Origin of the sequence: Bacteroides eggerthii (assembly GCF_025146565.1) — a bacterium.
Classification (GTDB): domain Bacteria; phylum Bacteroidota; class Bacteroidia; order Bacteroidales; family Bacteroidaceae; genus Bacteroides; species Bacteroides eggerthii.
In genome coordinates, this window is record NZ_CP102258.1 from 362,575 (window position 1) to 386,193 (window position 23,619).

15 protein-coding genes are annotated in these 23,619 nt (G+C 51.4%); 12 read left to right on the forward strand and 3 right to left on the reverse strand.

The window, feature by feature from the left end; translation table 11 throughout:
• Positions 1 to 93: 93 nt before the first annotated feature.
• The 4 genes from NQ546_RS01625 (at position 94) to topA (ending at position 7,881) form a co-directional block, all read left to right on the forward strand.
• A complete protein-coding gene (locus tag NQ546_RS01625; RefSeq protein ID WP_004291391.1) occupies positions 94 to 618 on the forward strand; it encodes an NUDIX domain-containing protein in 525 nt (174 codons plus the stop codon).
• Between the two features lie 73 nt (positions 619 to 691).
• Positions 692 to 3,724: a tetratricopeptide repeat protein gene (locus NQ546_RS01630; protein ID WP_004291392.1), complete on the forward strand. Its 3,033-nt coding sequence runs from the start codon at positions 692 to 694 to the stop codon at positions 3,722 to 3,724.
• A gap of 16 nt (positions 3,725 to 3,740) precedes the next feature.
• Positions 3,741 to 5,396, forward strand: coding sequence for a TonB-dependent receptor (locus tag NQ546_RS01635; RefSeq protein WP_039953425.1), 1,656 nt, complete (start codon positions 3,741 to 3,743; stop codon positions 5,394 to 5,396).
• A 136-nt stretch (positions 5,397 to 5,532) separates the two neighbouring features.
• The gene (gene topA, locus NQ546_RS01640; protein ID WP_039953520.1) at positions 5,533 to 7,881 is read left to right on the forward strand and encodes a type I DNA topoisomerase; all 2,349 of its coding nucleotides are present in this window, start codon (positions 5,533 to 5,535) and stop codon (positions 7,879 to 7,881) included.
• A 71-nt stretch (positions 7,882 to 7,952) separates the two neighbouring features.
• Here topA and argS read toward each other — a convergent pair whose 3' ends face one another.
• Positions 7,953 to 9,770 carry an arginine--tRNA ligase gene (gene argS, locus NQ546_RS01645; protein ID WP_004291395.1) on the reverse strand — a complete coding sequence of 606 codons (1,818 nt, stop codon included), beginning with the start codon at positions 9,768 to 9,770 and terminating at the stop codon, positions 7,953 to 7,955.
• 351 nt (positions 9,771 to 10,121) lie between these two features.
• Between argS and NQ546_RS01650 the strand changes: the two genes are divergently transcribed.
• Both NQ546_RS01650 and NQ546_RS01655 read left to right on the forward strand, forming a co-directional pair.
• Positions 10,122 to 11,357 carry a site-specific integrase gene (locus tag NQ546_RS01650; protein WP_004291422.1) on the forward strand — a complete coding sequence of 412 codons (1,236 nt, stop codon included), beginning with the start codon at positions 10,122 to 10,124 and terminating at the stop codon, positions 11,355 to 11,357.
• Between the two features lie 11 nt (positions 11,358 to 11,368).
• Positions 11,369 to 11,731: a hypothetical protein gene (locus NQ546_RS01655; protein ID WP_004291423.1), complete on the forward strand. Its 363-nt coding sequence runs from the start codon at positions 11,369 to 11,371 to the stop codon at positions 11,729 to 11,731.
• Positions 11,732 to 11,808: 77 nt separating this feature from the next.
• Here the strand turns inward: NQ546_RS01655 and NQ546_RS01660 are convergent, their stop codons facing one another.
• Positions 11,809 to 12,114 carry a helix-turn-helix domain-containing protein gene (locus tag NQ546_RS01660; protein ID WP_004291424.1) on the reverse strand — a complete coding sequence of 102 codons (306 nt, stop codon included), beginning with the start codon at positions 12,112 to 12,114 and terminating at the stop codon, positions 11,809 to 11,811.
• A gap of 31 nt (positions 12,115 to 12,145) precedes the next feature.
• A complete protein-coding gene (locus NQ546_RS01665; RefSeq protein WP_004291426.1) occupies positions 12,146 to 12,445 on the reverse strand; it encodes a helix-turn-helix domain-containing protein in 300 nt (99 codons plus the stop codon).
• A gap of 138 nt (positions 12,446 to 12,583) precedes the next feature.
• Between NQ546_RS01665 and NQ546_RS01670 the strand changes: the two genes are divergently transcribed.
• Genes NQ546_RS01670 through NQ546_RS01695 form a run of 6 tightly spaced genes read left to right on the forward strand, consistent with a single transcriptional unit; the run spans position 12,584 to position 23,524 of the window.
• Entirely contained in the window at positions 12,584 to 13,009 is a 426-nt protein-coding gene (locus NQ546_RS01670) for a helix-turn-helix domain-containing protein (protein ID WP_004291432.1), read from the forward strand.
• Positions 13,010 to 13,012: 3 nt separating this feature from the next.
• Positions 13,013 to 13,363, forward strand: coding sequence for a helix-turn-helix domain-containing protein (locus NQ546_RS01675; RefSeq protein WP_004291454.1), 351 nt, complete (start codon positions 13,013 to 13,015; stop codon positions 13,361 to 13,363).
• Between the two features lie 20 nt (positions 13,364 to 13,383).
• Entirely contained in the window at positions 13,384 to 14,955 is a 1,572-nt protein-coding gene (locus NQ546_RS01680) for a DUF3945 domain-containing protein (protein WP_004291455.1), read from the forward strand.
• Positions 14,956 to 15,015: 60 nt separating this feature from the next.
• A complete protein-coding gene (locus NQ546_RS01685) occupies positions 15,016 to 17,103 on the forward strand; it encodes a type IA DNA topoisomerase (RefSeq protein WP_004291456.1) in 2,088 nt (695 codons plus the stop codon).
• 27 nt (positions 17,104 to 17,130) lie between these two features.
• Positions 17,131 to 17,718: a DUF1896 domain-containing protein gene (locus tag NQ546_RS01690; protein WP_004291461.1), complete on the forward strand. Its 588-nt coding sequence runs from the start codon at positions 17,131 to 17,133 to the stop codon at positions 17,716 to 17,718.
• Positions 17,708 to 23,524 (forward strand): N-6 DNA methylase, encoded by a 5,817-nt coding sequence (locus NQ546_RS01695; protein WP_004291462.1) that lies wholly within the window; start codon positions 17,708 to 17,710, stop codon positions 23,522 to 23,524. Before NQ546_RS01690 ends, NQ546_RS01695 begins: the two co-directional genes overlap by 11 nt.
• Positions 23,525 to 23,619 lie beyond the last annotated feature (95 nt).

Consider the following 23,619-nt stretch of genomic DNA (forward strand, 5'->3'; position numbering starts at 1 on the left):
GCACCCGATGAACAGAGTATCACCGGATGCAGTCTTTTTTATGAATAGATTTTCCTATCTTTGCCTACTGCAACCACTAAAGTTATAAATTACATGGAACATCCTCTTTCCCAATTCAGATACTGTCCGAAATGTGGTTCGGAGCATTTCGACATTCACAATGAGAAATCAAAGCAATGCAAGGATTGCGGATTCGTCTACTATTTCAACCCTTCTTCCGCCAGCGTAGCCCTGATACTGAACAAACAAAACGAATTGCTGGTGTGCCGTCGCGCCAAAGAACCGGCTAAAGGAACACTGGACCTGCCTGGCGGCTTCATCGACATGGCGGAAACCGGCGAGGAAGGCGTAGCGCGTGAAGTGAAAGAAGAAACAGGCATGACGGTGACACAAGCCGAATATCTGTTTTCGTTGCCGAACATTTACATATACTCAGGATTTCCCGTACATACGCTGGACATGTTTTTCCGCTGTACGGTAGCGGATACCCTGCATCTCAAGGCAATGGACGATGCCGCAGAAGTGTTCTTCCTGCCTCTGAAAGAAATACGCCCGGAAGATTTCGGACTGGCATCCATTCGCAAAGGCCTGCAAATGTTCCTGACCGGCATATCCTAAAAAAGCCAAACATTTGAAACATTTTCAAACCAAAACACGTATTTTTGTAAAAGAATCTATTCCATAGCCAAAGATGAAACATAAAATCTACCGAATATTGTGCACCGCACTCTGCTGCGCACCTTTGCTCGCCACAGCACAGACGAGCGAGAAAACCACCTCCCCGCAACGGCTGTACGAGGAAGGCCAGAACCTGTTTCGGCAAAAAGCATTTGCCGCCGCCATGTCTCCGTTGCAGGCTTTCATAAAACAAACCGGCGCGGAAGGCAACCCGCTCCCCACTGCCGGAGAGAAAGAAGAAGCCGAATACATGCTGGTATGCGCCGAATATGAATTAAGAAGTCCAAACAGCATAGAACTGCTGCGGGAGTATCTTGACACGTATCCCGACACTCCCCATGCCAACCGTATTTATGCCCTTATCGCTTCCGCCTATTTCTTCGAAGGAAAATATGATGATGCGCTGGCAATGTTCAACTCCGCCCGGCTCGACCTTTTGGGCAATGAAGAACGGGATGACATGACCTACCGTCTGGCAACCTGCTACCTGAAAACCGGGAATGTGAAAGAAGCCGCCATCTGGTTTGAGACATTGCGTAGCACCAGCTCCAAATATGCGGCGGACTGCACATATTACCTTTCATACATCCGCTACTCCCAACAACGCTATGACGATGCGCTCAGCGGCTTCCTCAGCCTGCAGGACAATGCGAAATACAAGGCGCTCGTACCTTATTACATTGCGGAAATATACCTCATAAAAAAGAATTATGACAAAGCGGAAATCGTTGCCCAAAACTACCTCTCCGCTTATCCCGGACAGAAATATACGGGAGAGATGTACCGCATACAAGGTACGGCCGACTACCATTTCGGCAAGTATCACGAAGCCGTAAAAGCCTTCGGGCACTATCTGAAAGATAATGCAGAGCCCGCGGCAAGAAGGGACGCACTTTATATGCTGGGAATGTCCTATTACCGGACGGGAGTCTATTCGCAAGTTCCCGTCGTCCTGGGCGAAGTGACTACCGGCAAAGATGAGCTCACGCAGAACGCTTATCTGCACATGGGACTGGCTTACCTGCAACTTGCCGACAAGAACAAAGCCCGTATGGCTTTTGAACAGGCTGCCGCATCCAACGCCAACCTGAAAATAAAAGAACAGGCATCCTATAATTATGCCCTCTGCATCCACGAAACATCCTACTCCGCATTCGGCGAGTCCGTTACGGTCTTTGAAAACTTCCTGAACGAGTTTCCCAACTCCGCCTATGCCAACAAGGTGAGCAACTATCTGGTAGAGGTGTACATGAATACACGCAGCTATGACGCCGCGCTCAAATCCATTGAGCGTATTGCACATCCCAGCAGAGCCATTCTGGAAGCCAAACAGAAAATCCTGTTCCATCTGGGAACCCAGTACTTTGCCAATACGCAGTTTGAACGGGCAATCCTTTATTTCAACCAAAGCATCGCCCTGGGCCAATATAACCTGCAAACCAAAGCGAATGCCCTTTATTGGCGGGGTGAATCTTATTACCGCCTGAACCGCATGCAGGAGGCCGCCCGCAACTTCAACGATTACCTGTCGCTTACCACGCAGAAGAATACGGAAATGTATGCCCTTGCCTACTATAACCTTGCCTACATAACCTTCCACAAAAAAGATTATGCAACGGCGCAAGACCGCTTCCAAAAGTTCATCCAACTGCAAAAAAGCGGAGATGCAACCGTTCTTGCCGACGCATACAACCGTATCGGTGACTGCCACATGCAAGCACGCCGCTTTGATGAAGCCAAGCAATATTATACCCGGGCGGAGAATCTGGGTACACCGGCAGGCGACTACTCCTACTATCAATTGGCACTGGTGGCAGGCTTGCAAAAGAACTATGACGGCAAGGTGGCCTTGCTGAACCAACTGGCAAACAAATATCCCAATTCGCCATACGCCATCAATGCGCTCTACGAAAAAGGCCGTTCTTATGTGCAGAGCCGCAACAACAGCCAAGCTATCGCCACTTTCCGGGAACTGCTGAACAAATATCCCGAAAGTCCTGTCAGCCGTAAGGCCGCTGCAGAAATAGGCTTACTGTATTATCAGAATGATGATTACGACCGGGCTATCGAAGCCTATAAACATGTCATTACCAAATACCCGGGTAGCGAGGAGGCCCGCCTTGCCATGCGCGACCTCAAATCCATTTATGTGGAAGCCAACCGCGTGGATGAGTTCGCAGCGCTTGCTGCCCAAATGCCGGGTGCTATCCGGTTTGAACCCAGCGAACAAGACTCACTTACATACATTGCCGCAGAAAAGGTTTACATGAAAGGCGAACTCACTCCTGCAAAAGCAAGTTTCACCCGTTATCTGCAAAGCTATCCGAACGGAGCTTTCAGCCTGAACGCACATTATTATCTTAGCATTATCGGAAAAGAACAAAAAGATGAAGTCGCCGTACTGGAGCATGCAGGCAAACTGCTGGAGTATCCGGACAGCCCGTACTCGGAAGAGGCACTGCTGATGCGCGGAGAAATTCTGTTCAACCACAAGGAGTACGAACAGGCAATGGCCGACTATAAACAACTGCAAGCACGCGCCACCACCGCCGAACGCAGACAACTGGGTGCGACAGGCGTACTGCGCTGCGGTGCATTGCTGAAGGATGACATAGAAGTAATCCAAGCCGCAACCACCCTGCTCACCGAAGCCAAACTGACTCCCGAATTACAGAATGAAGCCCTGTACTATCGCGCCAAAGCCTATCTGAACCAAAAAGCAGTGAAAAAAGCAGCGGACGACCTCAAACTTTTGGCAAAAGATACCCGTACGCTATACGGTGCGGAAGCTAAATTCCTGGTGGCACAACAGATGTACAACGCCGGTGAATATGCTGCCGCAGAAAAAGAAATCCTAAACTTCATCGATCAAAGTACGCCGCACGCTTACTGGCTGGCACGCAGCTTCATCCTCCTATCCGACGTTTATGTCGCCATGGATAAAAAACTGGATGCACGCCAATATCTGTTAAGCCTGCAACAGAACTATCATAACGATGATGACATTGAGGGTATGATCCAAGAAAGACTGGAAAAGCTGAAATAAAAAGAATATAATGAATATGAGAAAGATACAATATATCTTCAGCGGAATAGCGCTGATGACCTTACCTTTGGGCATTCACGCCCAGCAACAGGCCAAAGATTCCACAGTGAACCGTACAGTCGTTGTGGAACAGGAATACAATCCCGACATTCTGGATGCATCCAAAATAAATGTGCTTCCCAAAGTGGAGCCGCCAACTGCCAGCAAAAGAGTTGTGGAATATGATGCAACCCTCATGCCCGCCAATGCCATCCCTGCAACCGTCATGCAGGCGTATACCGGAAAAGAAACACAGGCCAAGGCACAGCCCGGATACGTCAGGTTAGGATACGGCAATTACGGCAACTTAGATGCACGTGCCAACTATCTGTTTACACTATCCGGCAAAGACCGCCTGAATCTGAATTTCCACATGAACGGCAGGGACGGCAAACTCGATTTACCGGAAAATGGCGGCAAATGGAATTCTTATTATTATCGTACACATGCCAACATAGATTATCTGCATCGTTTCAAGAAAGTGGATCTGAACATCGCAGGCAACTTCGGACTGAGCAACTTCAATTTCCTGCCTGATGCAGCCGTCAGAAAACAGAAATTCACCTCCGGAGACATTCATTTCGGAGTGAAATCCACTGATACGGAACTGCCCCTCCAATTCAGTGCGGAGACGAACTTGATGCTCTACGAACGCCAATACGATCTCGGCATATCGGATAATCAGGAGAATATAATCCGCACCAAAGCACAGGTCGCAGGAAGCATCTCGGAGGAACAAATCATCGGCATCGCCTTTGCAATGGATAATGTGTTTTATAAGAACAATGATTTTGAAAACTACACATCGCTCAATCTGAACCCGCACTACCGGTTGGAAAATGACGACTGGAAAATACGTCTGGGCGCACAAGTTGATATGGCTTTCGGCTTCGGAAAGAAGTTCCGGGCAGCACCTGATGTGTCCGTAGAATATAATTTCTCGGACAGCTATATCCTCTATGCACAGGCCAAAGGGGGAAAACTGCAAAATGACTTCCGCCGTCTGGAAACATTCTGTCCGTACGGGCAGATAACTCCGCAGCTGGACGCCACCTATGAACAACTGAATACCGCCATCGGCTTCAAAGCCAGCCCGGCAGCAGGTTTATGGCTAAACTTATACGGCGGATACCAGAACCTAAAGGATGATTTGTTTTTCCAACCGACAATCCTCACTCCTGCCGCAAGCGAGCCCTATCCGATGCTCTCCATCAACCAGTGGAACACAAGTAACTTTTATGCCGGCGCGGAACTGCGTTACGACTATAAAAATATATTTTCATTCTCCGCTGCCGGAGTCTATCGCAGCTGGGATACAAAAGATGACAGCCAGCTCACCGGGAACTATGCACTTGCCTACAAACCGGCTTTTGAGGCCAATCTGCATATAGATGTACGTCCCATATCCTCTGTACTCCTCAGCCTCGGTTATCAGCATGTCTCACGCGAGAAAGTGGAAGAAAGCAAGGTTGATGCAGTTAATAACCTTTATCTGGGCGGTACTTACGAGTTCCTGAAAGGAATATCCGTCTATGCCCGTATCAACAATTTGTTAAACCGGGATTACCAATATTATTGGGGATACCCGACCGAAGGCATCAACTTCATCGGTGGCGTAAGTTTCAAATTCTAATAGCCGGAATCAGAGACATTACGAACAAAAAAGACCTTTTTTGCTAAATTCTCCTTATATTATAAGGTGGTAAGTTTGTTTTTTCCTACTTTTGCGGGCAAAATCAGTGGCTGGAGTCACTATAAAACAGAAATTTATGCAGAAAAACCTTGTCATTGTCGAGTCTCCGGCAAAAGCAAAAACCATTGAGAAGTTCCTCGGAAAGGACTATAAAGTACTTTCCAGCTATGGCCATATACGCGATTTGAAGAAAAAAGAGTTCAGTATTGATATCGATAAGAACTTCAAACCGCATTATGAAATTCCGGGAGATAAGAAAAAGGTTGTAGAAGAGCTGAAAGCCGAAGCCAAAGAAGCGGAAACCGTATGGCTGGCATCCGATGAGGACCGCGAAGGAGAAGCAATTGCATGGCATTTATATGAAGTGCTGAAGCTGAAACCGGAACATACCAAGCGTATCGTTTTCCATGAAATCACCAAAAGCGCCATTCTAAAGGCTATTGAGAAGCCACGTAATATTGACATCAATTTGGTGGATGCGCAGCAGGCACGCCGTATTTTGGACCGCATTGTAGGTTTTGAACTCTCACCCGTATTGTGGAGAAAAGTAAAACCCGCTCTTTCTGCCGGACGTGTGCAGTCGGTAGCCGTCCGCCTCATCGTAGAGCGCGAACGCGAGGTACAGGCTTTCCAGTCGGAGGCATCCTACCGGGTTACCGCCGTTTTCCTTGTACCCGATACAGACGGCAAGCTGGTTGAAATGAAAGCCGAACTGGCACGCCGCATCAAAACAAAAGCCGAAGCGCAGAAATTTCTGGAAAGTTGCAAATCAGCCACTTTTACTATCAATGACATCTCCACCCGCCCGTTGAAGAAGAGCCCTTCCGCCCCATTTACGACATCTACCTTACAACAGGAAGCTGCCCGTAAATTAGGGTTCACAGTGGCACAAACCATGATGATTGCGCAACGATTGTACGAATCGGGAAAAATCACCTATATGCGTACCGACTCAGTCAATCTGTCGGAACTGGCGGTGAACAGTAGCAAAGTCGTTATTGCCGACCTTATGGGAGAGCGTTATGTTTATCCGCGCCATTTCGCCACAAAAACCAAAGGCGCCCAAGAAGCTCACGAAGCTATCCGCCCCACCTATATGGAAAATGCCAAAATAGAGGGTACCCCACAGGAAAAAAAACTATACGACTTGATCTGGAAGCGCACAATAGCTTCCCAAATGGCAGATGCGGAAGTTGAAAAGACTACCGTAAATATCAGCATCAGCAACGAATCGGAGACGTTCACAGCAACGGGAGAAGTTGTAAAGTTTGACGGTTTCCTCCATGTCTACCGCGAGTCTATCGATGAAGAAGCAGAACTGGAAGATGAAACCCGCCTGCTGCCCCCTTTGAAAAAAGGACAAGTTTTACAGAACCAGGACATTATTGCTACGGAACGCTTCACGCAACATCCACCCCGCTACACTGAGGCCAGCCTTGTGCGCAAGCTGGAGGAGTTGGGCATCGGTCGTCCTTCCACGTATGCCCCCACCATCTCGACCATACAGCAACGCGGCTATGTGGAGAAAGGTGAAAAAGCGGGAGAAGAGCGTTCTTACAACGTACTTACATTACAGAACAACGAGATTACAGATATCACCCAAGTGGAAATTACAGGAGCAGAGAAAGCCAAACTGATACCTACCGATATAGGTACGGTGGTCAATGACTTCTTAATGGAGTACTTCCCCAATATCCTCGACTATAACTTCACCGCCAGCGTCGAGAAACAATTCGACGAAATAGCGGAAGGAGAGAAGAAATGGACGGCTATTTTGAGTAATTTCTACCAGGGTTTCCACCCGTCCGTAGAAAATACGCTCGCCACCAAAAATGCCCATAAAGCAGGTGAACGCATCTTAGGCCAAGAACCGGGCAGTGGTAAACAGGTATCCGTAAAAATCGGTCGCTTTGGCCCTGTCGTACAAATCGGTACTGCCAGCGATAGCGAGAAACCGCGTTTTGCCCAACTCAAAAAGGATATGTCCATTGAGACAATAACGTTGGAAGAGGCTTTGGATCTGTTTAAGCTTCCCCGCACTTTGGGCGAATACGAAGGCAAGACGGTAACCGTAGGAACCGGACGCTTTGGGCCTTATATACACAACAACGGAATCTACGCTTCACTCCCTAAAACAATAGACCCGTTGGAAATCACATTGGACGAAGCAATCGAGCTTATCCAGAACAAAAAAGATGCCGAAGCCAAAAAACATATTAAGAAATTTGAGGAGGAACCTGAATTGGAGATTCTGAATGGCCGCTACGGACCCTACATTACTTATAAAGGCAGCAACTATAAGATTCCAAAGGATATCATCCCGCAGGATCTGAGCCTGGACGCATGCAGGGAAATCATCAAACTGCAAAGTGATCCGGATGCACCGAAAGCCAGACGCGGAAAATACGCCAAGAAGAAAAAATAAAGCCGTAATCAAAATAAAAGCCCTCTTTACCGAACCGTAAAGAGGGCTTTTCATATACAAAATATCCTTAATTACATTCTGTCGGGAACTTCAATGCCAAGCAGCCCCATTCCCAAACGCACTACCTTAGCCACATTCTCGGACAAGGCAAGACGAAATATCTTCACTGCCTCATTCTCCTCACGCAGAATGCTGAAATCATGATAGAACTGATTGTATTCCTTTACAAGGTCATAAGTATAATTGGCTATCAGAGAAGGACTATAATCCTCACCTGCCTGTTTCACAACAGTTGCAAAGTCTGCAATCATCTGTATCAGCCCTTCTTCTTTTTCACTCAATTCAATGCCCAAGGGGAGCTGTGCAGGAACAGTGATACCTGCTTCCTTCGCCTTACGCAGAACGGACTGGATACGCGCGTACGTATATTGGATAAAAGGCCCTGTATTACCGTTAAAGTCAATGGACTCTTTTGGATTGAATGTCATATTCTTACGGGCATCTACTTTCAATATAAAATATTTCAAAGCACCCAAACCGACAATACGGGCAATATTATCAGCTTCTTCCTGAGTGAGGCCGTCCAGCTTACCTAATTCTCCGGAAGTCTCCTTCGCGGTATTAATCATTTCAGCCATCAAATCATCGGCATCCACAACGGTACCTTCACGGCTCTTCATCTTTCCTTCGGGTAGTTCCACCATACCGTAAGAGAAATGAACCAGTCCCTTCCCCCAGTCAAAGCCCAGCTTATCAAGCAAGATAGAAAGTACCTGGAAGTGATAGTTCTGTTCATTACCTACCACATAAATCATCTTGTCAATAGGGAAATCGGCAAAACGCAATTTAGCCGTACCTATGTCCTGCGTCATATAGACAGAAGTTCCATCCGCCCGAAGAAGCAGCTTATGATCCAGTCCTTCCCCTGTGAGGTCGGCCCATACGGAACCGTCTTCTTTGCGGTAGAAGAAACCTTTCTCCAAGCCTTCCATAACCTTCTCCTTCCCTTCCAGATAGGTTTCCGACTCGTAATAAATTTTATCGAAAGTAACTCCCATCATACGATAAGTCTCATCGAAGCCTACATATACCCAATCATTCATCTTCTTCCACAAAGCACGCACTTCGGGATCATTAGCTTCCCACTTCACCAACATTTCACGCGCCTCTTTCATCAAAGGAGATTCAGATTCCGCCTTAGCTTTCGCCTCTTCCTCACTCAGGCCTTCACCCTGAAACTTCGCCATCAACTCTTTCACTTCGGCTTTATAATGCTTGTCGAAAGCTACATAGTAATCACCAATCAGATGATCACCTTTCTTACCGGAAGTTTCGGGAGTTTCACCATTGCCATACTTCAACCAAGCCAGCATTGATTTACAAATATGAATACCGCGGTCATTCACAATATTCGTCTTTACCACCTTGTTACCATTAGCTGCAATGATATTTGCCAATGCATTACCCAACAGGTTATTGCGGACATGGCCCAGATGGAGGGGTTTATTCGTATTGGGTGAAGAATACTCAATCATCACCAACGGAGACTTGTCAGTAGCAGAAACAACGCCGTATTGCGCATCCGCATGAATACCGTTCAGTAACTCAATCCATGCCGAAGAAGCAATTGTCAGGTTCAGAAACCCTTTGATAACATTGAATGTCGAAACCGAAGGCTCATTTGCCTGCAAATATTCGCCAATCTCCTGTGCTGTCTGCTCCGGTCCTTTCTTAGACATCCGGAGGAAAGGGAAAACAACCAACGTAAGGTGTCCCTCAAATTCTTTCTTGGTCTTCTGCAACTGTACCTGTGCAGCCGGAACATCCTGTCCGTACAGCGCTTTCAATCCGCCAATTACGGATGCTACCAATTTCTGTTCTATATTCATGATTCAAATGTATTTTCTGTGTGCAAAGTTACTACAAAAAAGTGAAATGCGGAAAGATATAGTGATAGAATTGAGTTACAAGGGTTTTGGTTGAAGTGGCGATAATCCGTGAAGCCATTACAATCCCTGCCGAAGCCAAATCCTGACGCCGCTACGTTACTTGTTCGTAACCATGCCCGAAAATGCGACAAACGGGTACGAATAGCGAAACAAGGCTCTAAGGAATAGTGAGTTATCCATAACTCATGCGAAAAATCAGGTTACGGAAAAAGATTGCGCCGTTCCTCCCCGTTTTGCGTACCAACACCGGACTCTTCACCAACTAATTTTGAAACCCAAAAATTAAGGACAATGAAGAGTACATTTTCAGTAATCTACTACCTCAAGCGTCAGGTAGTGAAAAAGGACGGGACAGTTCCCGTCATGGGACGCATCACGGTGGACGGCAGCCAGACACAGTTCAGCTGCAAACTGACTGTCGATCCGAAACTGTGGGACACCAAAGGTGGACGTGTCACGGGCAGAAGCACGGCGGCACTCGAAACGAACCGTATGCTTGACAAGATGCGGGTACGCATCAACAGGCATTATCAGGAAATCATGGAGCGTGACAACTTCGTCACGGCGGAGAAGGTGAAGAACGCCTTTCTCGGACTGGAACACCGCTACCACACGCTGATGCAGGTGTTCCGCCAGCACAACGAGGACTACGAGAAGCAGGTGGAGGCAGGCATGAAAGCCAAAGGCACGCTGCTGAAGTACCGCACCGTTTACAAGCACATGCAAGAGTTCCTCGACATCCGCTACCATGTGAAGGACATCGCCCTAAAAGAGCTTACCCCGGCTTTCATCTCCGACTTCGAGATGTTCCTGCGCACGGACAAGCACTGCTGCACCAATACCGTGTGGCTGTACGTCTGCCCGTTACGGACGATGGTATTCATCGCCATCAACAACGAGTGGCTGACGCGCGACCCGTTCCGCGAGTATGAAATCAAGAAGGAGGAAACAACACGCAGTTTCCTGACCAAAGATGAGATCCGCCTGCTGATGGAGGGGAAACTGAAAAACGCCAAACAGGAATTGTACCGCGACCTCTACCTGTTCTGCGCCTTCACGGGGCTGTCGTTCGCGGATATGCGCAACCTTACGGAAGAGAATATCCGCACCTACTTCGACGAACACGAGTGGATAAACATCAACCGCCAGAAAACGGGCGTGGTGTCCAACATCCGCCTGCTCGACATCGCCAACCGCATAATCGGCAAATACCGGGGACTGTGCGGGGACGGCAGGATATTTCCCGTTCCGCATTATAACACGTGCCTTGCCGGTATCCGTGCCGTCGCCAAGCGTTGCGGCATCACCAAGCATATCACGTGGCATCAGAGCCGCCACACGGCAGCCACGACGATATTCCTCTCCAACGGTGTTCCCATCGAAACGGTCAGCTCCATGCTCGGACACAAGAGCATAAAGACGACGCAGATTTACGCAAAGATAACCAAAGAGAAGCTCAATCAGGACATGGAGAACCTTGCCGCAAGATTGAACGGCGTCGAGGAATTTGCAGGTTGCACCATCTAAAAAGAAAAGCCATGAAACGTGACACAATCATCATCGAGGACAAGGCAGTCAGCGTAACCGGTAACGACGTGTGGATGACCGCCACCGAAATAGCCGGATTGTTCCATACGACCGTCCCGGCAGTGAACGCCGCCATCAGAGCCGTCCGCAAGTCGGACGTGCTGAACGACTACGAGGTGTGCCGCTACATGCAGCTTGAAAACGGGCTGCACGCGGACGTGTACGCCCTTGAAATCATCATCCCGGTCGCTTTCAGGGTGAATACCTACAACACCCACCTGTTCCGCACATGGCTGGTGGGAAAGGCACTCTCACAAGAGAAACGGCAGACATACGTGATGTTCATACAGAACGGAAAAGCCGGGTATTGCTGATTGCACATACCCCATAAGACAAGTAAACGGGTAGCACCACAAAAGGTGTCACCCGTTTACTTTTTCATGAAACCGCCTCACTCCAGCGGCTTGCGGTAGTTCGCTTCCAGTACCCCGCGCAGCCCCGTTTCCGGGTAAAGCACCTTCCCTCCCAAAAGTATGAAGGGCAACACGCGGTTGTTGCGGTATTCCTGCAAGGTGCGCCGGCTCACACGGAGCAGTTCCGACACCTCGCCGTCCGTCAGGTAACGTTCCCCGTCCAGCGGAGGACGGTAGCTTTCCAGAAATGCGGACAGCCATTTCGAGCCTTTGCGCATATCCTGCACCACAGAGGCTATCGGCTCGTCTTCCATCGTAAAAACATCGTTGTTCTCGTTCATCATAACTTCGGATTCAGTGGGTGAATAAATCAAATCATCTGCCGTGCGGATAGAGCGTGCCGACAAGCGGTATCAGCCGCTTCACCTCCTCTGGCTTGTAATAGAACCTGCGGTTTATCTGCGAGTAGCCGATAAGCCGCCTGTCACGCAGCGTCTGCAACGTGCGCGGGCTTATTCTCAACTGCCCGCAGACCTCCTCGCCCGTGAGCCATCTTTCCATGCGCCCCGTGTCGCTTTTGCGCCTCAGGGCGGCGACCTTCTCCGAGAGTGCGCCGAATGCCGCCACCATCATCTCGAAAGTCTTTTTCTCGATAGATACTATTTCCATATTCATGTCATTTAGAGTTTGCCGCAAAGGTAACGAAACGGCATACAAGACGTATCGTTTTCCGCTGAAAGGCTGCCTGTTGCGCCGTTTGACCGGGTTACGGAGCCATCTTCCGCAAAAATCTTACGTGAGTCACGTAGTGAGTTGTTAAAGCCCCTTTTGTTTATTGCCGAATTTTGTCGCAGAAACAAAAAGAAAGGACTGAACATGAAAGTGATAACAATGGAAAGTTCCGCCTACAAGGAGATGATGGCGCAGATTGCGAACATCGCAGGGTACATCCGCGAGGCAAGGGACGAGAAGAAACGGAAGCGGGAAACCGAAGACAAGCTGCTTGACACGGCACAGGCGGCGAAGATGCTCAACGTGAGCAAGCGCACCATGCAGCGTATGCGCACCGACCACCGTATCGAGTATGTGGTGGTACGCGGAAGCTGCCGCTACCGCCTTTCCGAGATACTGCGGCTATTGGAGGACAACACAGTAAGGAACGAGGAAGGGACAATAGACACCCTGTTCCACAACCACACGCTGCGCACGGGCGGCAAACCAAAAGGAAGGAGGACATAGGTCATGGAACTGCTCACACGAAACAACTTCGAGGGCTGGATGCAGAAGCTGATGGAACGGCTCGACCGTCAGGACGAACTGCTGCTGGCGATGAAGGCTGAGGGGAAACAGCCCACTATCACGGAAAGCATCCGCCTTTTCGACAATCAGGATTTGTGCATGTTGCTCCAGATAAGCAAACGCACCCTCCAACGCTACCGCAGCGTAGGCGCATTGCCCTACAAGACGCTGGGCAAGAAGACCTATTACAGCGAGGAGGACGTGCTGACATTCCTTTCCAACCATATCAAGGACTTCAAAAAGGAAGATATAGCCTTCTACAAGGCTCGTATCCATAATTTCTTTCATAAATAACCCATTAAAACATTTTTCAGATGGCAAAGAAAAAAGACGAAAAGGACGTGCTGGTAGTCCGTGACGAGAAGACAGGCGAGATCAGCGTGGTAGCCGGGCTGAACGCGGACGGCACACCCAAGCGCACCCCCGCAAAAGCGGAGAACGCGCAGAGTTTCCTGCAATTCGACCGACATGGCGACGTGCTGGACAACTTCTTCAAGAACTTCTTCCGGCAGTGCAAGGAACCCAGCCGCTTCGGTTTCTACCGCATTGCGGCAGACCAAGCTGAAAATCTCTTAGAGGTGATGAAGCAACTGCTGAAAGACCCCGAAGCGAACAAGGAGCTGCTCGCCCCTCACAAGGTGGACACCTCCGACTATGAGAAGAAGGTGCAGGAAGAGATGGCAGCACAACAGACAGAGAAACAAGAACCTCAAAAACAGGAGAACATGGAACAACGGAAAGAACAGCAACAGGACAAATCCGAACAGATGCAGGGCAAACGTGGCTACCAGCCCATCGACGAGAGTAAAATCAACTGGCAGGAGCTGGAGGACAGATGGGGCGTAAAGCGGGACAACCTTGAAAAGTCCGGCGACCTTACGAAGATGCTCAACTATGGCAAGTCCGACTTGGTAAAGGTCAAACCGACCTTCGGCGGCGAATCATTCGAGCTGGACGCCCGCCTCTCCTTCAAGAAGGACGGTGAGGGAAACATCAGCCTCGTGCCGCACTTCATCCGCAAGGAGCAGAAGCTGGATGAGTACAAGGAACACAAATTCTCCGACAATGACCGGAAGAACCTCCGCGAAACGGGCAATCTCGGTAGGGTCGTGGACATTGTGGACAGGGAAACGGGCGAGATCATCCCCTCCTACATCAGCATCGACCGCAAGACGAATGAAATCACGGACATTCCGGCAAGCAGGGTGCGCATCCCGGAGCGCATCGGCAAGACGGAAATCACCACGCAGGAGCGGGACATGCTCCGCGCCGGACTGCCCGTACGCGACAAGCTCATCGAGCGCAACGACGGCAGAAAGTTCGTCACCACCCTGCAAGTGAACGTGGAGCAGCGCGGCGTGGAGTTCGTGCCGGGAACCGGCAAGTCGCCCCGTACCGCACAGACACAGGAAACCAAAGGCGACACATCGAAAAGTCAGGCGCAGGGCGGGGAAAATGCCGCACAGACCAAGAAGGAGCAACGCCGCAACACGTGGACGAACGAGGACGGCAGCATCCGCCCCATCAGCAAATGGAGCGGCGTGAGCTTCACCGACCAGCAGAAAGCCGACTATGTGGCGGGTAAAGCCGTGAAGCTGGAGAACGTGACCGACAAGCAGGGCTTCCATGCCACGATGTATATCAAGTTCAACCCGGAGAAGGGACGCCCGTACCGCTACGACACGAACCCTGACAATGCACAGCAGGTTGCTCCGTCCAACGAGAGCCGCACGCAGGTGGCGGTGAACAACGATGGCAAGACCAACGAGGCTACAAAGAATCTGAGAGAGCCGTTGCAGAAAGGTCAGACCAACCCGAAGGACGCCCGCCAGCAACAGCAGCAGGAGAAGCCGCAGAAGAAAACGGGCAAGGGCATGAAAATGTAATCCCGTGTCCGCCACTGAATCCAAAATAAAATCCAAAGTATCAACAAAAAAGAAGAAGACATGAAGACAATCATTGCAGAAAAGCCCTCCGTGGCACGTGAAATCGCCCGCATCGTGGGCGCGACAAAGAGAGAGGAAGGATATTTCGAGGGAGGCGGTTATGCCGTGACATGGGCATTCGGACACCTCGTTCAGCTTGCCATGCCCGACGGCTACGGCGTGCGCGGATTTGTCCGTGACAACCTCCCGATTATTCCCGACACATTCACGCTCGTCCCCCGTCAGGTCAGGACGGAGAAAGGTTACAAGCCCGACAGCGGCGTGGTGTCGCAGATAAAAGTCATCAAAAGACTGTTCGACACAAGCGAACATATCATCGTGGCGACCGATGCCGGACGCGAGGGAGAGCTTATCTTCCGCTACCTCTACCACTATACGGGTTGCACCACTCCTTTCGTGCGCCTGTGGATCAGCTCTCTCACCGACAAAGCTATCCGCGAGGGACTGCGGAAACTCGAAGACGGCAGCAAATACGACAACCTCTACCTCGCCGCCAAAGCGCGGAGCGAATCCGACTGGCTCGTGGGCATCAACGGCACACAGGCGTTATCCATCGCCGCCGGACACGGCACGTATTCCGTGGGGCGGGTGCAGACACCAACGTTGGCTATGGTATGTGAACGCTACTGGGAGAACCGCCGCTTTACGTCCGAAGCATTCTGGCAGCTCCATATCGCAACGGACGGTTGCGACGGCGAAGTCGTGAAATTCTCATCCTCCGAGAAATGGAAAGAGAAAGAACCGGCGATGGAACTATATAATAAGGTAAAGGCGGCAGGTTGCGCCACTGTCACGAAAGCCGAGCGCAAGGAGAAGACGGAGGAAACTCCCTTGCTCTACGACCTGACCACGCTCCAGAAAGAAGCCAACGCCAAGCACGGCTTCACGGCGGAACAGACGCTTGAAATCGCGCAGAAACTCTACGAAAAGAAGTTGATAACCTATCCGAGAACGGGAAGCCGCTACATCCCCGAAGACGTGTTTGCCGAAATTCCCAAACTGCTCGCTTTCATCGGCACACAGCCCGAATGGAAAGACAAGGTGCGGGCAAAAGCCGCCCCGACACGCCGCAGCGTGGACGACGGCAAGGTGACAGACCACCATGCCCTGCTCGTCACGGGTGAGAAACCGCTCTTCCTCTCCAAAGAGGACAATACCATCTATCAGATGATTGCCGGGCGCATGGTCGAGGCATTCTCTGAGAAATGCGTCAAGGATGTGACCACTGTCACGGCGGAATGTGCCGGAGTGGAGTTTACCGTAAAAGGCAGCGTCGTGAAGCAAACCGGATGGCGTGCCGTCTATGGCGAGGAAAAAGAGGAAATTACCATCCCCGGCTGGCAGGAAGGCGACACGCTGACACCGAAAGGCTCGTCCATTACCGAAGGAAAGACCAAACCCAAGCCGCTGCATACCGAAGCCACCCTGCTCTCGGCAATGGAAACGGCGGGCAAGGAAATTGAGGACGACGCACTGCGGCAGGCGATGAAGGACTGTGGCATCGGTACTCCCGCCACACGCGCCTCCATCATCGAAACGCTTTTCAAGCGCGGTTACATGGAACGCTGCAAGAAGTCGCTTGTTCCCACCGAAAAAGGACTTGCCCTCAATTCCGTCGTCAAGACGATGCGCATCGCCGATGTTGCCATGACGGGCGAATGGGAAAAGGAGCTGGCGCGTATCGAGCGCGGGGAACTGTCCGACGACACCTTCCGCAAGGAGATAGAGGCGTACACACGTGAGATAACCTCCGAACTGATCTCGTGCGACAAGCTCTTCGGCAGCCGTGACTCCGGCTGCGCGTGTCCCAAGTGTGGCACGGGCAGGATGCGGTTCTACGGCAAGGTGGTACGCTGCGACAACACGGAGTGCGGACTGCCCGTGTTCCGGCTGAAAGCGGGACGCACCCTGTCCGACGATGAAATCAAAGACCTGCTCACCGAAGGGCATACCAAGCTGCTCAAAGGGTTCAAGAGCAAACAGGGCAAGAGTTTCGATGCTGTTGTCGCCTTTGACGGGGAATATAACACGACTTTTGTGTTCCCGGAGGCTAAAAAGGACAAGAAATTTTCAGGACGGAAGAAATAGTATTAACTTTGCCACTTGTTCAGAGTAATGAATTGTTCTTCGATACCGGATTACACTCATACTTTGGATTTAGTGGTGGCACTCGGAGGGATACCGAGTGCCTTTTTCTTCCTTTTTCCAACCGATTATCCCGTTAATTATCAATCCGCTAAATCCAAAGTAATGAACAACAAGAAGAAAAACGAGGGTCAGACCGACTTTTCCTATTACGGTCTGTACCTGCTGGACTATCTCCGCACGAACAAGTTTGAACAGGCTGACGACACCGCTTTCATACGGGAACGGGCCGACCGTGCCGCCGAAACGTATGAGAGGGCACGGCTTGAAGGCTATCCCGCCGATGGTGCGCAGGAACTGGCGATGGACACGCTGCTGCGCGGGCTGCATTATTCCCGTTACGCCATCCTCCGCGAAGTCGTGGAAAACGAGTTTGCCGATGAAGTGCCGGAAGAGAAGCGTGAAGCCTTTGTCCTGAAACTGCTGCCGCTTGTCGGCAACGTGTTCTCCGTCTATGACCTCTCGGATGACAATTTCGCCCTGTCTTCCGATTACGACCTGCTCTACACGGAGCTGACGGGAGCAACCGTCCTTTACTTAGACGAATATGGCGTTTAACCGCAAACAGAAACTGCGGGACAACATCGAGGCGATACGGACGGCATTCATCCTTGACAGGGAAAATAGGACAGCGACAACCGAAGAGCGTGCCATACTTCAAAGGTACTGCGGTTTCGGCGGTCTGAAATGTATCCTCAACCCTGCAAAGGAACTGACGGATGCCGTCCGGTGGGCGAAATCCGACCTCGAACTGTTCGCCCCGACGGTGGAGCTGCACAGGCTTATCCGTGAGAACAGCAAGGACGAAACAGAGTACAAGCGGTTTGTGGATTCGCTGAAAGCGTCCGTGCTGACCGCTTTCTACACCCCCAAAGAGATAACCGACACCATCGCGGACGTGCTGGCAGATTACAGCGTCCGCCCCGCCCGTATGCTCGAACCGTCGGCAGGTGTCGGCGTGTTCGTGGATTCCATGCTGCGGCACAGCCCCAATGCGGATGTGATGGCTTTCGAGAAGGATCTGCTCACGGGTACAATCTTGAGGCATCTCTATCCCGACCAGAAAATGCGCACCTGCGGTTTTGAGAAAATCGAAAGACCGTTCAACAATTATTTCGACTTGGCGGTGTCCAACATTCCGTTCGGTGACATTGCCGTGTTCGACGCGGAGTTTCAGCGGAGCGACTCTTTCGGCAGACGCTCCGCCCAGAAAACCATCCACAACTATTTCTTTCTCAAAGGACTGGATGCCGTGCGTGACGGCGGTATCGTGGCGTTCATCACCTCGCAAGGGGTATTGAATAGCACCAAGACCTCCGTGCGTAACGAGCTGTTCAGTCAGGCCAATCTGGTATCCGCGATACGCCTGCCCAACAACCTGTTCACGGACAACGCGGGCACGGAGGTGGGCAGTGACCTGATTGTCCTGCAAAAGAACCTCAGCAAGAAGGAAATGTCGCAGGACGAGCGGCTGATGACCGTGATACAGACGGACACGAAAACCGCCCTGACCGACAACGCCTATTTCATCCACCACCCGGAACGCATCGTGCATACGATGGCGAAACTTGACACAGACCCCTACGGGAAGCCCGCTATGGTTTATCTGCACGAGGGCAAGGCAGCAGGCATCGCCGGGGATTTGCGCCGTATGCTCGACGAGGATTTCCATTACAGGCTTGCCATGCGCTTGTATTCGGGTTCAATCCGGCAGGCAGGAACGGAAGAAAAAGTTGCCGTTCAAAATAAAGTAGAGCGTCCTGCCATAAAATTGGAAACAGTATCCTCGGCGCAGACGGTGGAAACTCCGACAGAAAAGCCGCAACCCGCAGATGAAAAGCCGGAGATAGAACCGCGCCCGCAATATTCCGCAGGCGTGCAGCTCACCCTGCTTGACCTCTGGGGGATGACGGAAGAGGTCAGCCAACCGAAAACCTCCAAAAAGAAAAAGACGGTGAAAAAGGCAGTTACGGCAAAGTCCACTCCGCCCAAACCGAAAGTCACGGTTACACCGACAGCTCCAACTGCAAAACCCGCAATGGAGAATAAGGAGGTGAAAGCGGAGAACACCGCCAAGCCTGCCGACCCGGACGACATCTATGCCACACTGGACTGGGATACCAATCCTCCCATCAACGGTTTCTATGAAATGATGATGGGTTTGACGCCGGAGCGTAGGAAAGAACTTCGGGAACTGGCAAGGCAGCATAACGAGAAACAAGTGGCGGAAAAGACGGAAGTGAAAGCCGTGCCGGAAACTTCCCGTGAGCAGCCACGACAGGAGGAAACACAGCCGGAGGCAGTCGCCGCACCTGCCGTTACAGATACCCCATCGGAAGCGGTGGGGACTTTCCTTTTCCCCGACATCGAAGCGGAAAAGCCGAAGGAGGAAGTCGTGGACCTTTCTCCGCGTGCCTACCACCGCACGCCGGAGATGCACCTGCGCGAAGGGTCGCTGGTGGCTGACCGGGGGCGTCATAACATCGGCTACCTGAAAGACATCACGCCATACGGGGCGACATTCCAGCCGCTCGACCTGAAAGGATACCAGAAGGAAAAGGCGTTGTTGTATGTGTCGCTGCGTGACGCCTACGAGCGTCTGTACCGTTATGAATCGCTCCGGCGCGAGGCAAATGTTCCGTGGCGAGAGCATCTGAATACCTGTTACGATGAGTTTGTCATGCGCTACGGCAACCTCAACGCCAAGCAGAACGTGAAGTTAGTGATGATGGATGCGGGCGGGCGCGACATCCTTTCGCTGGAACGGATGGAAAACGGAAAGTTCGTCAAGGCGGACATCTTCGAGCATCCTGTTTCCTTCGCGGTGGAGAGCCATGCCAACGTAGGCTCTCCCGAAGAAGCCCTGTCTGCGTCGCTCAACAAATATGGTACGGTCAATCTCGACTATATGCGGGAGATAACCGACAGCACGGCGGAGGATTTGCTCACTGCCCTGCAAGGGCGCATCTACTACAATCCGCTCGTGACCGGTTACGAAATCAAAGACCGTTTCATCGCCGGAAATGTCATAGAGAAAGCGGAACGCATAGAGGCATGGATGGGTGACAATCCCGAAAATGAGCGTATGCCGGAGGTGAAGCAGGCGTTGGAGGCTCTGAAAGATGCCGAGCCGCAGCGCATCGCCTTCGAGGATCTGGACTTCAATTTCGGGGAACGCTGGATTCCGACGGGTGTCTATGCCGCCTACATGAGCCGGCTGTTCGACACGGAGGTGAAAATCGCCTATTCCGCAAGCATGGACGAGTTTTCGGTGGTGTGCGGCTACCGCACCATGAAAATCACGGACGAGTTTCTGGTGAAGGGGTATTACCGGAACTATGACGGTATGCACCTCCTAAAACACGCCCTGCACAACACCTGCCCTGACATGATGAAGTCCATCGGCAAGGACGAGCATGGCAACGACATCAAGATGCGCGACAGCGAGGGAATACAACTCGCCAACGCCAAGATTGACGAGATACGAAACGGCTTCTCCGAATGGCTCGAAGAGCAGTCGCCGCAGTTCAAGGAGCGGCTTGTGACGATGTATAACCGCAAGTTCAACTGTTTCGTGCGCCCGCGCTACGACGGCTCCCATCAGACCTTTCCCGACCTCAACCTGAAAGGGCTGGCAAGCCGGGGTATCAAGAGCGTCTATCCCTCACAGATGGATTGCGTCTGGATGTTGAAACAGAACGGCGGCGGAATTTGCGACCACGAGGTGGGAACCGGTAAGACGCTGATAATGTGCATCGCCGCGCATGAGATGAAGCGTCTGAATTTGGCACACAAGCCGATGATTATCGGGCTGAAAGCCAACGTTGCGGAGATTGCAGCCACCTATCAGGCGGCATATCCCAACGCACGTATTCTGTACGCTTCGGAGAAGGACTTTTCGACCGCCAACCGTGTGCGCTTCTTCAATAATATAAAGAACAACGACTACGATTGCGTCATCATGTCGCACGACCAGTTCGGCAAGATACCGCAGTCGCCGGAATTGCAGCAGCGCATCCTGCAAGCAGAGCTTGACACGGTGGAGGAAAACCTCGAAGTGCTACGGCAGCAGGGAAAGAACGTGTCGCGGGCGATGCTGAAAGGATTGGAGAAGCGCAAGCACAACCTTGAAGCGAAGCTGGAGAAGGTGGAACACGCCATAAAGTCACGCACGGACGACGTGGTGGATTTCAAGCAGATGGGCATCGACCACATCTTCATAGATGAGAGCCACCAGTTCAAGAATCTGACTTTCAACACGCGCCACGACCGTGTGGCGGGATTGGGAAACAGCGAGGGAAGCCAGAAGGCACTTAACATGCTCTTTGCCATACGCACCATACAGGAGCGCACAGGAAAAGACTTGGGTGCGACCTTCCTCTCCGGCACGACTATCAGCAACTCACTGACTGAATTGTACCTGCTGTTCAAGTACCTGCGCCCGAAGGAGCTGGAACGGCAGGACATAAGGTGTTTCGACGCTTGGGCGGCGATATTTGCCAAGAAGACGACGGATTTTGAATTTAACGTGACGAACAATGTGGTCCAGAAGGAGCGTTTCCGCTACTTCATCAAAGTGCCGGAGCTTGCCGCCTTCTATAATGAAATCACGGACTACCGCACGGCGGAGGATGTGGGCGTTGACCGTCCTGCCAAGAACGAGATACTGCACCATATACCGCCCACGCCGGAACAGGAGGACTTCATACAGAAACTGATGCAGTTCGCCAAGACGGGCGATGCCACCTTGTTGGGCAGGCTGCCGCTTTCGGAAACGGAAGAAAAGGCGAAGATGCTCATCGCCACGGACTATGCCCGGAAAATGGCACTCGACATGCGCATGATAGACCCGAATTACGAAGATCATCCCGACAACAAAGCGAGTCACTGTGCCAAGATGATCGCGGAGTATTATCAAAAATACGACGCCCAGAAAGGCACGCAGTTCGTTTTCTCTGATTTGGGGACATACCAGCCGGGCGACGGGTGGAACGTCTATTCGGAAATCAAGCGCAAACTGACGGAGGACTACGGTATACCGCCAAGCGAGGTGCGCTTCATTCAGGAGTGCAAGACCGACAAGGCGCGGAAGGCGGTGATAGACGCCATGAACGCCGGGACGGTGCGTGTGCTGTTCGGCTCTACCTCTATGCTCGGAACGGGTGTGAACGCCCAGAAACGGTGTGTGGCTATCCATCATCTCGATACGCCGTGGCGACCGTCCGACTTGCAACAGCGTGACGGACGCGGAGTTAGGGCAGGTAATGAGATTGCCAAACATTTCGCCGGGAACAACGTGGATGTAATCATCTACGCGGTGGAGAAGTCACTGGACAGCTACAAGTTCAACCTCCTGCACTGCAAGCAGACTTTCATAAGCCAGCTCAAAAGCGGTGCGATGGGTGCGCGTACCATCGACGAGGGGGCAATGGACGAAAAATCGGGCATGAATTTCTCGGAATACATGGCGTTGCTCTCCGGCAATACCGACCTGTTGGACAAGGCGAAACTGGAAAAGCGGATCGCATCGCTCGAAGGGGAACGCAAGTCGTTCAACAAGGGCAAGCGTGATTCGGAGTTCAAGCTGGAGTCAAAGACCGGCGAGTTGCGCAACAACACGGCTTTCATAGATGCCATGACGGAGGACTGGAACCGCTTCCTGTCGGTGGTGCAGACCGACAAGGAGGGCAACCGCCTTAATATAATAAAGGTGGACGGAGTGGATTCCGCCGATGAGAAGGTCATCGGAAAGCGTTTGCAGGAGATAGCCAAGAATGCCACGACCGGAGGGTTGTACACGCAGGTCGGTGAACTTTACGGTTTTCCGATAAAGGTGGTGAGCGAAAGGATACTCAAAGAGGGATTGGAGTTCACCGACAACCGCTTCGTGGTCGAGGGGAACTACAAGTACACCTACAACAACGGGCATCTGGCGATGGCTGACCCGTTGGCCGCCGCCCGCAACTTCCTCAACGCGATGGAGAGGATACCCTCCATCATCGACCAGTACAAGGCGAAGAACGAGGTGCTGGAGATGGAGATACCGCAGTTACAGGAGATAGCGGGTAAGGTGTGGAAGAAGGAGGACGAGCTGAAGCAGTTGAAGTCCGAACTTGCCGCCCTTGACCGAAAAATTCAGCTGGAGCTTGCGCCACCCACGCCCGAAGTCGCAGAAAAGGAGAATGAAGGGCAACAGCTCAAGCCGGAAGCGGAAGATGTGAGGAACAGGCAGGCGCAATATCCCGAAAATGCACCGCCGCAGATACGCAGTCCGGCGGATAGTATCGTTGCCAACCATGTCATAATCGGGCGTCCGGGACTGTATGCCAAGGAGGAAACCCGGTCCAAAGGATTGAAAATATAACCTAAGGAATTTTATCTGAAGTATTAATAAGGGCTATCCCAAAAGGTCTAAAAGTAAATTTTATCCTTTCTGCAAGTATCTATAGGATGGCAACT